13 protein-coding genes are annotated in these 15,204 nt (G+C 34.0%); 6 read left to right on the plus strand and 7 right to left on the minus strand.

Features of this window, described 5'->3' with window-relative positions; all coding sequences use genetic code 11:
* Positions 1-232: 232 nt before the first annotated feature.
* Positions 233-580 (plus strand): helix-turn-helix domain-containing protein, encoded by a 348-nt coding sequence (locus ACVFVN_RS04315; RefSeq protein ID WP_456234335.1) that lies wholly within the window; start codon positions 233-235, stop codon positions 578-580.
* Between the two features lie 69 nt (positions 581-649).
* Here ACVFVN_RS04315 and ACVFVN_RS04320 read toward each other — a convergent pair whose 3' ends face one another.
* From ACVFVN_RS04320 to ACVFVN_RS04340, 5 genes are all read right to left on the minus strand, one after another.
* Positions 650-1,939 carry a TolC family protein gene (locus ACVFVN_RS04320; RefSeq protein WP_456234336.1) on the minus strand — a complete coding sequence of 430 codons (1,290 nt, stop codon included), beginning with the start codon at positions 1,937-1,939 and terminating at the stop codon, positions 650-652.
* Positions 1,940-2,110: 171 nt separating this feature from the next.
* Complete coding sequence (locus ACVFVN_RS04325; RefSeq protein WP_456234337.1) at positions 2,111-4,525, minus strand: FtsX-like permease family protein; 2,415 nt, start codon at positions 4,523-4,525, stop codon at positions 2,111-2,113.
* A 99-nt stretch (positions 4,526-4,624) separates the two neighbouring features.
* Positions 4,625-5,344 (minus strand): ABC transporter ATP-binding protein, encoded by a 720-nt coding sequence (locus tag ACVFVN_RS04330; protein WP_456234338.1) that lies wholly within the window; start codon positions 5,342-5,344, stop codon positions 4,625-4,627.
* Between the two features lie 109 nt (positions 5,345-5,453).
* A complete protein-coding gene (locus ACVFVN_RS04335) occupies positions 5,454-6,863 on the minus strand; it encodes a DUF4932 domain-containing protein (protein ID WP_456234339.1) in 1,410 nt (469 codons plus the stop codon).
* 1 nt (position 6,864) lies between these two features.
* Positions 6,865-8,109 (minus strand): efflux RND transporter periplasmic adaptor subunit, encoded by a 1,245-nt coding sequence (locus ACVFVN_RS04340; protein WP_456234340.1) that lies wholly within the window; start codon positions 8,107-8,109, stop codon positions 6,865-6,867.
* Positions 8,110-8,269: 160 nt separating this feature from the next.
* Between ACVFVN_RS04340 and ACVFVN_RS04345 the strand changes: the two genes are divergently transcribed.
* The 5 genes from ACVFVN_RS04345 (at position 8,270) to ACVFVN_RS04365 (ending at position 13,050) form a co-directional block, all read left to right on the plus strand.
* Positions 8,270-9,607 (plus strand): sigma-54-dependent transcriptional regulator, encoded by a 1,338-nt coding sequence (locus tag ACVFVN_RS04345; RefSeq protein ID WP_456234341.1) that lies wholly within the window; start codon positions 8,270-8,272, stop codon positions 9,605-9,607.
* Positions 9,608-9,610: 3 nt separating this feature from the next.
* On the plus strand, positions 9,611-10,933 hold the full coding sequence (locus ACVFVN_RS04350) for an ATP-binding protein (RefSeq protein ID WP_456234342.1): 1,323 nt from the start codon (positions 9,611-9,613) through the stop codon (positions 10,931-10,933).
* 89 nt (positions 10,934-11,022) lie between these two features.
* On the plus strand, positions 11,023-11,958 hold the full coding sequence (locus ACVFVN_RS04355; RefSeq protein ID WP_456234385.1) for a YeiH family protein: 936 nt from the start codon (positions 11,023-11,025) through the stop codon (positions 11,956-11,958).
* Positions 11,959-11,990: 32 nt separating this feature from the next.
* Complete coding sequence (locus ACVFVN_RS04360; RefSeq protein ID WP_456234343.1) at positions 11,991-12,584, plus strand: YdeI/OmpD-associated family protein; 594 nt, start codon at positions 11,991-11,993, stop codon at positions 12,582-12,584.
* Positions 12,585-12,636: 52 nt separating this feature from the next.
* Positions 12,637-13,050 carry an SRPBCC domain-containing protein gene (locus tag ACVFVN_RS04365; RefSeq protein WP_165131914.1) on the plus strand — a complete coding sequence of 138 codons (414 nt, stop codon included), beginning with the start codon at positions 12,637-12,639 and terminating at the stop codon, positions 13,048-13,050.
* 209 nt (positions 13,051-13,259) lie between these two features.
* On the opposite strand, the gene ACVFVN_RS04370 is transcribed toward ACVFVN_RS04365, so the two are convergent.
* Positions 13,260-13,499, minus strand: coding sequence for a hypothetical protein (locus ACVFVN_RS04370; protein ID WP_456234344.1), 240 nt, complete (start codon positions 13,497-13,499; stop codon positions 13,260-13,262).
* Between the two features lie 357 nt (positions 13,500-13,856).
* Complete coding sequence (locus ACVFVN_RS04375) at positions 13,857-14,963, minus strand: M14 family zinc carboxypeptidase (protein WP_456234345.1); 1,107 nt, start codon at positions 14,961-14,963, stop codon at positions 13,857-13,859.
* Positions 14,964-15,204: the final 241 nt, after the last annotated feature.

Consider the following 15,204-nt stretch of genomic DNA (forward strand, 5'->3'; position numbering starts at 1 on the left):
ACTCATTTTCATAATAATTATCCTTGCCATAATCATTGGAATCTTAATTGGTGGAATTGTTACCTATTATTTTGTTAAACAAAAAACAAAAAGAGATTGCCAGCTTACAAAATAGTGCGCTTAACACAGAAAATAGTTTTCCATTAAAAAAAAATTCCTCAGAAAAATCAGTTTTAATCCAGAAAAACAAGAAATTTTTGTAGAAACAAAATGCTGCGAGGATCTTAGTTTCATGTCTGTGGAAACAAAAGTCAAGATCATACAAAAGCTCGAAAAGTTTGAAGAAAGTGGACTTTTTACTAATAAAAATCTATCTCTTCCCTATCTAGCGGCTCATCGAGAAACCAATACGAAATACCTTTCACGCTTTATCAAAAACTATAAAAACACCGATTTTAACGCCTATATTAATAAACTTAGAATCGATTATATCTTAAGAAAACTCAATGATAATAAGGATTTTCGCCATTTCAAAATCACTACTTTGGCCGAAGAAGCGGGCTATTCGTCACACAGCAAATTTGCTGCGATTTTTAAACAAATTGTAGGCATTTCGCCTTCGACATACGTTCAACATTAGAGATTGGAAAAATTCCGAGAAATATTCCCAATATAAATTTTGAAGAACCTAAATTGGTCCTATAAGCTATTAATTCTCAAAAACCCGCAACAACGCGGCTTGTTGCATCACATCATATTTGCTATTGATAAGATTGTAGTTCGCTTGTAACCAATTGTTGCGGACCACAAAAAAATTATACGCATCAATCAAACCTTCGCGGTATTTTTCTTCGGAACGATCGAAAGACAACTTCTGATTTTCAAAATTTTCTTGTAACAAACGATTTCTTTCGGAAGCATTAAGATATTGTTCCGTAATGATATTCAGCACTTTATACAATTCTGTTAATCGTTTTTGATTTTCAAGATGGATGTTGAGTTGATCCAGTTTGGCTATTTCAACATTATTTCTCACTTGGAATTGTTGAAAAACAGGAATATTAAAACCCAAATAAACTTGTTGGTTTTTGTTTTGTGAAAACTGATTAGAAAAGGATTCTGAAATTAAATTAGCATTAAGCGTTTTACTGTAAAATGTTGACCATTGGTATTGTCCAGAAATCGTGGGAAGATAATCCGACTTTGCCATTTTAATCTTTTGAACAGCAATTTCAGCATTTTTTTGATTTTCTAAATAAATAGGATTTCTCTTGATGAGCTCCTCAATCATTTCATTTTTAGAAGTCCAAGACAAAACAGAAAGCGCTTCGTCCGGCATCACAAAATCCACAGAATCTTGATTAATATTGAGCGCTGCCAAAAGATTAATTTTTGCCAAATTGTTGTCATTTTGCGCAGAAATCCATTGCTCCTGGATGGTTCCAAAATTGGCTTTAATATCGTAAACATCGCTTTTTGCGCGGTTTCCGATTTCCACTTCTTTTTCTGTTCTGATGATTTGCTCTTTCATTCCCGCCACTTGAGGCTCAAGAACTTCCAGCCAAGATTTGCTTTTCTGATACTGAAAAAACAAATTGATAATCGATAATTGAAGATGGTTTTGAGCTGTTTTCACACGAAATTCCGAACCTTCTTTATTGAGTTTTGAAAGTCCAATATTGAGGTAATTTTTCCAGGAAAAAACATCTAAATTGGTTTGTGCAAAAAACTGATCGTATTGCACATTCGTGGCTTCACGAGCGTTGTTGGACGGATTAATTGTAGAACCAAAACTGTAACTATGACCAACTCCCATACCCACCGAAGGTAGTAATTTTCCGTTGGCATTATTTTTTTCATGGATGCTTTTGTTAACTTCCAACAACCACTGCTGCACATCAGGATTATTTTTCAATGCATAATCCAAACATTCCTGCAAATTCCAGGATTGCTGCGCCGGAAGCCAATTAATGATGAATAAAAAAACTAACTTTTTCATTGTTTAGATGCTATAAATTCCTTTTTTTCTGCAATTCGGAATTTTGGATTTTAATATTCTGATGATAATGTCGCGAGATTTCTTGCACCTCGGAATGACAAATTGTGTTTTCTAGTTGTTGGTTATTAGTTTCTAGTTTCTAGTTTCTAGTTTCTAATCTCAAATCTCTATCTACTCGTATTTCAAATACTTGACAAGATTGACTTTTGTGGCTTGATAGGCTTTAATACTAACCACCGCGAAGGTCAAAATCAGTAATAAAAATAAGCTCAAAACATAGGGCCAAAGCGGCATATCAATGCGGTAAGCGAAGTCTTTCAGCCATTCGTTCATAAAATAATAACTTATCGGAATACTGATGAATACTGCAATCGTCGTGATGATAAGAAACTGTTTTGTTAAACCTAAAATCAGTTCTTTACTAGAAGCGCCTAATGTTTTTCTAATCGCAACATTTTTCAGTTTTTGTTCAATCATTAATGATGACAAAGCGAACAATCCCAACAAAGCAATTATTAAAACCATGATATTTAGAATCGTGAATAGAGTCTGTTGTTTTTGATATTTCTCGTAGGTTTTTGCAAATCTTTTATTGATAAAATTACCTTCAAACGGATATCCTATTTCAACATTATTACTCCAATATTTTTTAATTCTATCTACCGTAGCTTCGATGTCATTTTGATTAATTTTCACCAAAATGCTGTACATATTAAATCGTTTCCAAGAGGTTTCTTTGTAATGAAAAAACGACACTGGCGTCACCTCAGATTCAAGACCTGCTAAGTTGAAATCCTTTACAATTCCTACGACGCGGTAAGGTTTATCATCAAAACCTGGTCTGAATTCATTCTTCAAAACCTCGTCATCTGTCATTCCGAATTTCCGCACAAAGGCTTCATTTACAATCAAAGTATTAATACTGTCAGAAGCTAAATTAGAATCCAGAAAACGACCTTTTTTCAATTTTACATCCATGAATTTTAGAAAATTATAATCCATAGAACCATGTCGAGATTGGATACTTTTGTCTTTAAAATCCATGTTAGAATCGCTCCAATTGCCATTGGCTGGCGTGGCTTCACTAAAAGAAACATCCACGACTCCCGGAATTTTGGACAATTCTGTTTTCAATCGTTCATATTTCAGCCAAGGTTTTTCATCACGATGCATGAACTGAACTTCCATAATTTGATTTCCATTATATCCTAAGTCTTTATTCATCATGTATTTCACTTGTTCGTGGATAATGAGGCCGCCAATCACGAAGAAAGATGAAATAATCAATTGTAAAGTTAAAATCCCGTTTCTAAGCCATGTTCCGTGTTTGCTACGAGCAAAATTTCCTTTTAAAGTTTCGATGGCTTTGAAGTTGGATAAATACAACGCTGGCAAGAGTCCGGCAATAATTCCTACGACAACCACCATAAGAACCGCATAGAAAATCACCATTGGATTGTCTAAACGCATTTCTTTTCCAATAAATTTGTTGTACGATGGCAAGACTAATTCGGTCGCGACCAACGAGAAAATAAAAGCGCTAAAACAAACGATAAACGATTCTAATAAAAATTGTAGAATTAATGCGCCTTTTGTACTCCCAACCGCTTTTCTTACGCCAACTTCTTTGGCTCTTTGAGAAGCCTGAGCGGTTTTCAGATTGATTAAATTGATGGCTGATAAAATCAAAATAAGAACTGATAATGAGAATAAAATTAATATCGTTTTAAAATCACCTTTTCCAAACCATGAGGCTTCTGAGTGTAGTTTTATTTTATCCAAAGCGATTAACAGAACGTCATTAGGACCATACTTATTCATATATTCTTCCATAGAAATACCAGCTTGTTTGGCTCCTATTTTCGCTCTTAATTCTAAAACTTCATTTTTAATTTTTTCATCGACTACTTTAGAATCTACGCCATCTTTTAAAAGGAAAAAGGCGGCATAGTTAAAATTTCCCCATTGTTCTTTATCGTTTTTTAGATTATCATAAGCTAGAAAAACGAATTGAGGTTTTATCTGAGATTTCCCTTTTGGCAATTCATAAACGGATTGTATAATATATTTTTGATCAAAAATAATCACACTTTCTCCAGCAACATTGGTCTTTCCAAATAATTTGCTGGCGACTTCTGTTGATATATTTATTGAGTTTTTATCTTTTAAAGCATTCTTATAGCTTCCAGAAATAATTTTAAACGGAAAAAAATTAAAAAAGCTGTCCGAAGTTCTCATCCCATCATCCTGGAAAACACTTTTGCCATTAGCTGTCATTTTAGCACCTTGTCCTGTTGCATTTATCAGAAAAAAATCTTCAATCTCAGGAATTTTTTCTAAAGCTGTTGTAACAATTGGATAAGACGCACCACTTCCATAGATGTTATCATTTTTGTAATAAGCCTGAAATCCGTAAATATGGTCTTTCTTTGGATTCCATTTTTCATAGGATTCTTCGTCATTCCAGTGCATCAAAATCAGCATAAACCCAGTAAGTCCAATGCTTAACCCGAACAGATTAATCACCGTGGAAAGCCAATTCTTTTTATAATTGATGAATGCTATTTTTAGCCAGTTTTTTAACATGATAATTCGTTTTTTTCAATGAAGAAAGACAGAGAAACCAGAAATACATCAAAGCTTCTCTGTTGATTCTTGTGAAAATAATTTAGTTTAATAATATTTTTAAAGTTCCGAAGCTTCTGCTTTTTCGAAAACGTCTTTTCGTTGTGAGGTCAGCTCTTCACTAAATATTTCGCCGTCTTTCATATTGACAATTCGTGAGGCAAAACCAGCATCGTAAGACGAGTGCGTCACCATCACAATGGTGGAACCTTCGCGATGAAGTTCTGCAAGAAGATTCATCACTTCGTTTCCGTTGGAAGAATCGAGGTTTCCCGTAGGCTCATCGGCAAGAATAAGTTTTGGTCTTGTCACCAACGCTCTGGCAACCGCCGCTCGTTGTTGCTGCCCACCAGAAAGTTGTTGTGGATAATGCTTTGCGCGATGACTGATGTTGATTTTCTCCATAATCTCCTCGACTCTTTTCTTGCGTTCTGATGAGGAAATTCCGTTGTAGATTAAAGGAAGTTCGATGTTTTCGTACACGGATAATTCATCAATCAGGTTAAAATTTTGAAAAATAAAACCGATATTTTTTTTGCGATAAGCCGCTCTTGTTTTTTCATTAGTTCCCACAATTTCGTGTCCTAAGAATTGATAAGAACCTTTAGATGCATCGTCTAATAAGCCTAAAACATTCAAAAGTGTCGATTTTCCACAGCCTGAAGATCCCATAATGGCAACGAATTCACCTTCATTAATTGTTAAACTTACTTCATTCAAAGCCGTAGTTTTTACATCTTCTGTGCGGTATATTTTTGAAAGTCGATGTGTTGTTATCATTGTTTTGGTGTTTAGTATAAAGTTTATAGTTTATAGTTTATAGTTTATAGTTTATAGTTTATAGTTTAAAGTCTAAGATTTGACGTCTAGGTTCGTAATTCTAAGAGTTCTATTTTGTTTTAAATTTCACCACATATTCTTGCAAAGGAAATCCCTCCACGGATTCGAAGCGGTTTCCTACGAAAATAAATTCGTATTCTGTATTTGGTTTCATGCTTACTTCAATTTTCATGGCGTTGTTATCGTTGATATACACAGGTCTGCTGCTAATCGGAACGCCTTCTCTTCCCAAACTTCCAATATTGATGGACATTCCACTCGCATTCATCATTTTATCAAAAGACACAATGATTTCTTTGATAGACGGATCGACATCATTTTTTCCATTGATATCAGGCGAAATTGATTTTACTTTTGGAAGCTTCACTTCGTAATCTGCAACAATTGTTTGCACATTATTTCCCACATTTTGGAAAAATTCTACAATTTTTGGGTAAAAGCTTTCAAGAGTTGGATATTGTTTTCTGTTCAATTGATAATGTTCTAAAAGCGCGACCAATTCGGGTATCCAAAGAAATCTACGTTTCATTTGATCTTTATATTCGGCTTTAATATCAGCTTCGGAAAAAGCATTTTCTTTCATGTAAACGATCACCGCAGCACGAACAATCGATTCGTTGATAATAGTTTCCCAATTTCCATAAGCTTGGTTTGACATAGGCTCTTTCACAGCGCTTAAAATCTTTTCGCCCGCAGATTCTAGTTCGTTTTTATAATTTTGGGTGTCTAGAATATAATTCACAAAAGAATGGTTGAATTCATGAATCAAAGTCGGCGCATAAGCGCTTGTATACGTCAATTTTCTGCCATCAAATTTTCCGCCGCTCACAATGGCATACACCACATCACGTTTTTTTCCTTCGACGCGTGGGCCATAATTTCCCCCACCGTTTCCGTATCCAATAACGACTTTGTAATCTTCATTCGGTTGTTTTCCGTAAAATTTCGGATACCATTCTTGATTCAGTTTCACCAAAACCGAATCGCTAAAAGCTTTCGCTGCTTGCTGATAATCTTTTTGATGGGATTTATAAAAATCATTAAACTTGGTTTGTTTGTAATACTGATTCAAACTCTGGATAAAATCGGGAAGTTTCTCCGTTTTCCAACGTTTGTCCAACGAGGTTCTTTTGGGATCGATTAAGCTAATTTTCCCGTTTTTAATTTTTAAATTTACAGCCATAGACATCACGGCATCATAGCCCAAACCATCATTATTTCTGTCTTTTGCAAGATTTTTTAGAAATTCTGAATTTTTAAAAGATCCAAAATGTTTTTCGAGGTCTTCGACATACAACGCATTATTTTCCTCGCTGTATTCTTCTGCATCTATCATCCTGAAAACAGAGCTCATCAGCTCCACACGTTCATCCACATAAGCTTCAATTTTGTTTTGTGCGTTTGCCAAATTCCCAATCAGCATTAATGTTAAACCTAAATATACATTTACTTTTTTCATCTTATTTTTTCAAGTCTAAAATTTCATAATTTTTATAATCATTATAATCCGATACGATTACTTTGTCACCTTTTTTCAATCCCGAAGTCACTTCGTAAAACAGTGGATTTTCTCGTCCCAAACTGATATTTCGTTTTTCGGCTTTCGTTCCGTTTACCACAAAAATCCATTTTCCGTTGGTATCTTTATAGAAATTGCCTTTCGGAATCATCATACTTTGCGTGTCTGCGGACAATTTCAGCTTCACACCGAAGGTCATTCCTATTTTGAGATTATTTGGTTTTTCTGTATCTGCGAAATTCAATTCTACAGAAAACTGTCCATCTTTCACTTCTGGAAGTACTTTTGTCACGATTACATTGTCACTTTTCCCATTGTTATCCAGCGTTCCTTTTATACCAAGTTGTAATTTGTTGATGTAATATTCGTCCACTTTTGCCACCAACTTGTAACCATCCATCAAATCGATTTTCCCAATGCTTTCACCCGAAGTCAGGTTCTGACCCAAAGATAGACTGAAAGACGATAATCTCCCAGAAACAGGCGCCATAATGAGAAAATTATTTTTGTTCGATTTCAAAACATTCAAACTTTTTTGCATCTGATTAATCGATAAATTAATTGCTGAAATTTGCTGATTTCTGGAGTTGTTTTCGCTGACGATACCTTGTTCTGTAATCTGTTTTCTCTTTTTTTGATATTGCATATTTTGTTTAGCCAAATCAAATTCAGATTTTTTTCCAATTTCTGCATCATAAAGACGCTTTTGAAGATTATAGGTTTGCAAAGCCGTATTGTAATCATTTTGCGCTTGCAATAACTCTTTATTTTGATTGAATTCCTGATCTTTCAGTTCCAAAAGCGAATTTCTCATTTGGTTGATCTGTTGCATAATTCCTGTTTCTTGATTCATATAATTGAATTCTGTATTCGGATTGTACACGCGCGCCAATGGCTCACCTTGGCTGACCATTTGTCCATCTTCGGTATAAATTTCTTTTACCATTCCGCCTTCCAAAACATTCACAAGAGAAGAATTTAACGATTGCGTTTGTGCTGTAATCATCAACATATCTTCAAATTTCCCTTCGCTCACTTCTTCTATTTGGAGATTTTCGATTTTCACATTATAAGTTTTTTTTTGCTGAAAGAAATAGCTTAAAAAAATACCAATGCCAAAAATCCCGACCAAAACGATGATGATGATTTTGATTTTCGATTGTTTTTTCTCTACCTTCGTATCCATTATAGTAGTTTGATTCACAGTTTATTACACGAACATAATGCCACAAAAATTATAAATCTGTAATATCCTGATAATGAGATTATGAAGAAAACAAATCAATTTTAAAAATGTTCGAAAATGAACAGTATTTGTTCAAAACCGAACATTTATTTTAATAAACATGAGAAAAAAAGAAGCCGGAATCCTAATTGTCGATGACGACGAAGACATATTATTTTCCGCCAGAGTTTGGCTGAAGAAGTTTTTCACAAACGTTATCAACATCAGTTCGCCACAAAAAATAATTTCTACGATTAATGAAAATGATATTGACGCCATTTTGCTGGACATGAACTTTAGAAGAGGTTTCGAAGATGGAAAAGAAGGTTTGTATTGGCTTTCTGAAATCAAAGAAATTAATAAAAACATTCCTGTGATTCTCATGACGGCTTATGGCGAAGTAGAATTGGCTGTGGAAGCTTTAAAAATGGGCGCTACCGATTTTATTCTGAAACCTTGGAACAACGAAAAACTCTATGCTTCTGTAAATCTCGCTGTGGATTTGTCCCGAAAAAATAAAAAACTGTCACAATGGGAAAATCTGTTGAAAAAAAATACCAATTATCAATTGGAAAGCCAATCTGCAAAGATGAATACCGTGATGCAAACCTTACAAAAAGTAGCAAAAACTGACGCAAATGTGCTTCTTTTAGGTGAAAACGGAACCGGAAAATACGTGATGGCAGAATACCTCTATCAACACTCTTTGCGAAAAAATGAAGCTTTTGTACATATTGATTTGGGCGCGATTTCCGAAAATTTGTTCGAAGCAGAATTGTTCGGTTACGCCAAAGGTGCTTTTACTGATGCCAAAACCGATAAAGCTGGAAAGATTGAAAATGCCGATGGTGGAACCGTTTTCCTTGATGAAATTGGGAATTTATCGTTGGGTTTGCAACAAAAATTATTGACTCTAATTCAAACTAAAAAATTATCACGAATTGGCGAAACCAAAGAACGTTTTCCCGATGTGAGATTCATTTTTGCGACCAATGCTAATTTGAAAAAACTGGTTGCAGAAGGCAAATTTCGCGAAGATTTGTATTTCAGAATCAATACTGTGGAAGTGGAATTGCCGCCGCTTCGGGAACGAAAAGAAGATATCCCAAATTTAGCCGCGTTTTTCATTGAAAAATTTGAAAAAAAATACCATAAATCCAATATTGAAATTTCTAATTTAAAGGAAGTGATTCAATATGCTTTTCCTGGAAATATTCGTGAATTGGAACATAGTTTGGAGCGCGAAATTATTTTGGCAGACACCAACAAAATTCAGTTGAAATGGCAAGGTTTCGAAAAAAATCAAGAAACTTTAGCTTCTTTAAATTTGGAAGAAATGGAAGAAAAACTCATTAAAAATGCCTTGAAAAAATACCGTGGAAATATCTCTGCCGCCGCCGATGCCTTGGGACTTTCTCGTGCTGCACTCTACCGTAGAATGGAAAAATTTGGAATATAAACAATGAATAAAATTTATTGGATTTGGCTGTTTTGGAGCCTTCTCAGTTTGGTATTTTGTCTTCTGGCTTTTGATGCATTTTGGCATCAGAAAGCCTTTACAGCGGTTATTTTGTTCGTTTTTGCTGTCATTTTTCAAATGTTCTACTGGTTAAATTTTAATCAAAAAATGAATGAAGTAGAAAAAATCATTTCTTCCATTCGTCAAAAAGATTTTTCACTTTTTCCAAAAATCTCCAAGTCCAACGACTTAAAATCAAGTGCTGTAAAGCTTTATTATCAAACAAAAGACGAACATAAAAATTTGTATTCTTACAAAAATCTGTACGATTCTATTTTGGACAAAATGGAAATTGGATTTTTAATTTTAAACAAATCATCTTCGGAAAAAGACTGGCAGGTTTTCTACTGCAATCCGAGTTTCACCAGAATTTTAAAAGTTCCGAAATACAATTCTTGGGCATTTTATCAAGAAAAATCGCCAGAATTTTTTAAACTCATTGAAGCAACAGATTTTCTAGATTCGCAGGAATTTATAGATATTTCCATTCAAGAAAGTAGCGCGCAATCGTTCTCGATTCGAACTTCCAGAATTTCCAATTTTCAAAATGATTTTTGTGTGATTTCTATGGAATCCATCCAAAAAATTATCGACAAAAAGGAGAAATTAGCTTGGAATAATCTAATGAAAGTCATTTCGCATGAGCTTCTCAACTCGCTAACGCCAGTTAATAGTTTGATTCATAATCTGGAATATTTAACCGAACAAGAAAATCTAACCGACGAGGATCAAGAAGAAATAAAAGATTCTTTGAAAATCATCAATTCCAAATCGCAACAATTACTCCATTTCATCGATAGTTATCGTCAAATAGCAGAACTTCCAAAGCCTAAAAAATCGAGAATTAATCTACGGAATAGTATCGAAAAGGTGTTAAAAATTTTCGAACACGAATTTAAAATTCAGAACATAAAACTTGACGTGGACCTTCAAGATTTCTTTGTTCAGGCAGATGAAAGCATGATAGAACGCGTTTTGGTAAATCTTTTAACCAATGCACAATTGGCACTTCAACATCAAGAAAACAAACACATTCGATTGCAAGTTTTCGAAAGCAACAATCGTGTGGTTATCAGCGTTGAAGACAATGGGCAAGGCATAGACTCGCAGATTGAATCTAAAATTTTTCTTCCGTTTTTTACCACGCGACCAAATGGTTCGGGAATTGGGCTTACGCTTTCCAAAAGTATTATGGAAGCGCACAATGGCTATATCGTCTATCGCCGACTAGAAAAAGGTTCTGTATTTGAACTTTGGTTTTTGTAGAAAACATATTTATAACAAAAAGTTATTGACTATAATTATTTATGATTTGATTCGTAATAACAAATACAGGTAATTTGCAGAAAAAAATAATGGGCTTTTTAACCTCCAATAAAAACATTCAAATTTTAATATTTAGTGTTCTTGCAATTTTATCATTTAGCGGTTTGGTAAGTTCGCCTATTGCGTTATTGCTCGGTCTTTTCTTTGCCATTTTGGTCGGAAATCCCTTCGAAAATAAAGTTTCAAAATACATTTCCAAACTCTTGCAGATTTCTATTGTCGGACTTGGATTTGGACTGCATCTCGATGAAGCTTTGCAAGTTGGGCAATCTGGTTTTTTATTAACGGTTGGCAGTATTTTTAGTGTTTTGATTCTCGGCTATTTTTTAGGACAACTTTTAAACATAGAAAGACCGCTTTCTTATCTTATTTCCGCTGGTACAGCTATTTGTGGAGGAAGTGCCATAGCCGCCGTATCTCCAATTATCAAGGCGAATACCAAACAAATTTCGTTGGCATTGGCTATTGTTTTTTCGCTCAATTCCGTTGCTCTATTCGTTTATCCAAGTATTGGACATTGGCTAATGATGTCGCAACAAGACTTTGGAATGTGGTGTGCGATTGGCATACACGACACCAGTTCGGTAGTTGGCGCAGCCAGTAAATATGGTGATGAAGCTCTGAAAACGGCAACAACAGTGAAACTAGCACGCGCACTTTGGATAATTCCGGTTTCTATTTTAACGATGTTTATTTTTAAAACTAAAGATTCAAAAATTAAAATTCCTTGGTTTATTGGCTTTTTCATCATCGCTATTTTATTAAGTACTTACTTTCCTATTTTTGAAGTGGTAAGTCCTACGATTACAGAGATTTCAAAATTGGGGCTTAATCTCACCTTGTTTTTAATTGGTTCAACCTTATCGATTGAAGCGCTAAGATCGATTAGTATAAAACCATTATTTCTAGCTATTTTTCTTTGGATTTTTATAAGTATCGGAAGTTTAATATTAATTTTAAACTAAATTTCAGTAATTTTAGGTTTTAATATAGAACAATGGCTGAGGTAAAACGCAATCCAAAAGTTGATGCATATCTAACAAAGAAATCCGCTTGGCATAACGAAATAACCGCTCTTCGGGAATTGATTTTAGAATTTGATGTGGAAGAAGATTTCAAATGGTACCAACCTTGTTACAAAGTCAATGCTAAAAATGTAATAATAGTAGGTCCTTTCAAAGACTTTTGCGTTTTAAGCTTTTTCAAAGGTGTATTGTTGAAAGATCCAAAGCAACTTTTGGTACAGATGGGTGAAAACTCGCAGTCGAGTCGCGTGATAAAAATCACTGGTCTGGAACAAATTGAAACTCTAAAAAGTGATCTAAAAAACCTAATTGCCGAAGCTATACAAAATGAAAAAGAAGGCAAAAAAGTCACCTTAAAAAAGACCGAAGACTACGACGTTCCAGAAGAGTTAACTGCCATGTTCGCAGAATATCCAGATCTAAAAACAGCTTTTGAAAAATTGACACCCGGACGACAACGCGGCTACCTTTTACACTTTTCCGCAGCCAAACAAACTGCAACAAGATTAGCAAGAATTGAAAGGTATATCCCAAAGATTATGGAAGGTAAAGGCTATCAAGAATAATTCATTTTTTATGATTTATTAATAATTATTATTACCTTTAAAGAAAAAAAATATGGAAACGATAAAAATTGACATCATTATTTTGGCACCAGCTTCCAAAGTTTGGGAGTTATATACACAGTCGCACCATATTTCGAAATGGAATGTCGTGGACAACCGTTGGCGATGCACTTCTTCACATATCGACTTTAAAGAAGGTGGCACGTTTAAAAATACAATGGCACTAAAAGATGGCAGTTATTCGTTCGATTATGCTGGTGTTTTTGAAAAAATTATTCCGAACGAAGAAATCATCTATCGCACCAAAGATGGGCGTGTAGTAAAGGTTGGCTTCGAGACGATTGATGCAACTACTACGAAAATTACACAAGATATAGAGCCTGACAAACTTAATTCTTTCGAAAGTCAGCGCCAAGAATATTATAACATTCTCAATAATTTTCATAAATATGTTGAGAATCACTAAAACAATAATCCTCCAAATTCGGAGGATTATTTATTTATAAGATAGCTTTCAATTCGTTTTTTTTATAGGTCTTTTTGATAAATTATATTCTGGTCTAATTTTTTGTTTAAAACTAAAAATCCAAAAAAAAGCTCTTCGATTTGATTTTTTAACTGGTAAAGTTTCACTTCCAAAAATGCAACATCAGCCTCTTTTTCTGTTTTTATGTTTTATTTTTTATTTTTAATAACACCGCCATCGTAAAGAATTTGATTCAGCTCGCCATACACCCGATATTGATCTTTACTAATTTTATCAATTTCAAACCCAGGTAGTTTAGTACCTAGACTTGTCACATCCGATTGGTAGGTTGCTTGTGCATTTACGGAAAATTGTGGTAAGTAGCCTTTGCTGGCATTACTCAAAGAGTATTCTTTTGATTTTTCCATCAATCCGAATTGTTTGATCAAAAGATAATTTTCTCTTGCCCACTCTTGGCATTGTCTTATACTTATACGAGTGGCTCCTTGCCCGCGGACATTGGTAAAACTTGCGAAACTAAGGAGTACAATAAATTATAATTTTTGCATCTCTTTTGGATTATGTTGCAAATTTCAGAAGAAAAAAAAATGATTTTTCTCTATCTTAAAAAACCAAACTAATATAATGATAAAGATTTGAGATCTAAATTTCTAATCAATAGATTATGCTATTTTTCACATAATTATCCCAAAAGCTATTCATTTTCTTCCCAAAACAAAAAATATGAACGCCTCTAAAGAATCGCAAGAAATACCACAATAAGAAGTTGAAAAACTTTTATGTGTTTATTCAATACTAAAATTAATTTCAGCATCTAGTTTTGGAAATTTATTTTGAGAAACGAATTTTCTCCCTGTGCAATCAACTTCTTGCCAAGCCTTTTTGCGTCCAAGATCGCCAACCTCAACCACATAAGGAATCAGTTTAATATTACTAATCTCAGCATCAAAAATCTCTTTGTACTGCACCGCAATATCAAGAACACAGTCAAAATCCGTATTGAGTTTTACATTACGATAAATGATATCAAAATGGCTTTCTTTATTTTCTGGAATTCTGAAATAAGTCTCGTAACCTACCGTATCGCCTCGCAATACAGCCATGGTTTTCAGTGCATAAAACAAGGCATATGTGTAATACTTTCGGCTCTGTTGTCTTCCATAATCATTTGGATAAAAACCGCCTTCAAATAAGATTGTCGGAATCCCAAATTTCATCAAATTATCACCTGAGGAAGTTGGATAAAACTCGTCATTATAACGTGCAATCTGGTTCGGAAGGAATTGTTGCATTTGTATAAAAATCGCCGAAATAATAGCCATACTTTTCTTTCTATTTTCCGTTAAACTTCGCTCAGTATCTTGTGAAGGGGCCAAAAACGAAAGGGTCGCCGGAAGATCTTTATCGGCAGAAAAAATAGTACGCTGATCGTGAAGATTTAACGCATAATCATATTTAGTATCTTTTATAAAATTTTTCAAAATTCGCATTTCGATACTTGATTCTTTTAAAAAATCCCTGTTAATATCGATATCAAAAGCATTACGACGCGTCCAGACTTCCGAGCCATCAGGATTTAGCATAAAAATAAAATCTAAAGTCAATGCTAAAAAAAGCTTCTGCTTAACCTCATCATGCTCCTTAAAAAATTCTAGTAAATCCAGCATTGCTAGAGTCGCCGTGGATTCGTTGCCATGCATTTGTGACCAAGCCGCCACTTTAACAGGACCATTTCCTAAACTTAATTTATAGATGGGTTTTCCTAAAGATGATTTTCCGATCTCCGTGATACAATCGCTGAGATTGGCTTGTAGGTAAGAAAATAATTTTTCTGGGGAAATATAGCGTTCTGGGAAATCTTGATTTTTTACGTATTGGAAAATTCCAGCCATTATTTGATAATTTAAGTTTGTCAAATTTATGAAAAAGCAATGAATAATTTAAAGTTTACAATTGTAATTTCATTAAACACATGTAAATGCCATCTTGTCTGTTGAAAATATTGTTAATTGAACTATTTATAATTAATTTATACAATTATTTAATTATCAGCTTTTTATATAATTTATATAAATACTTAATTCAACTTTACTTTAAGTATAAAAACACTACTTAATCCTCATTTAAGGACTA

It is taken from the genome of Soonwooa purpurea, assembly GCF_053891095.1.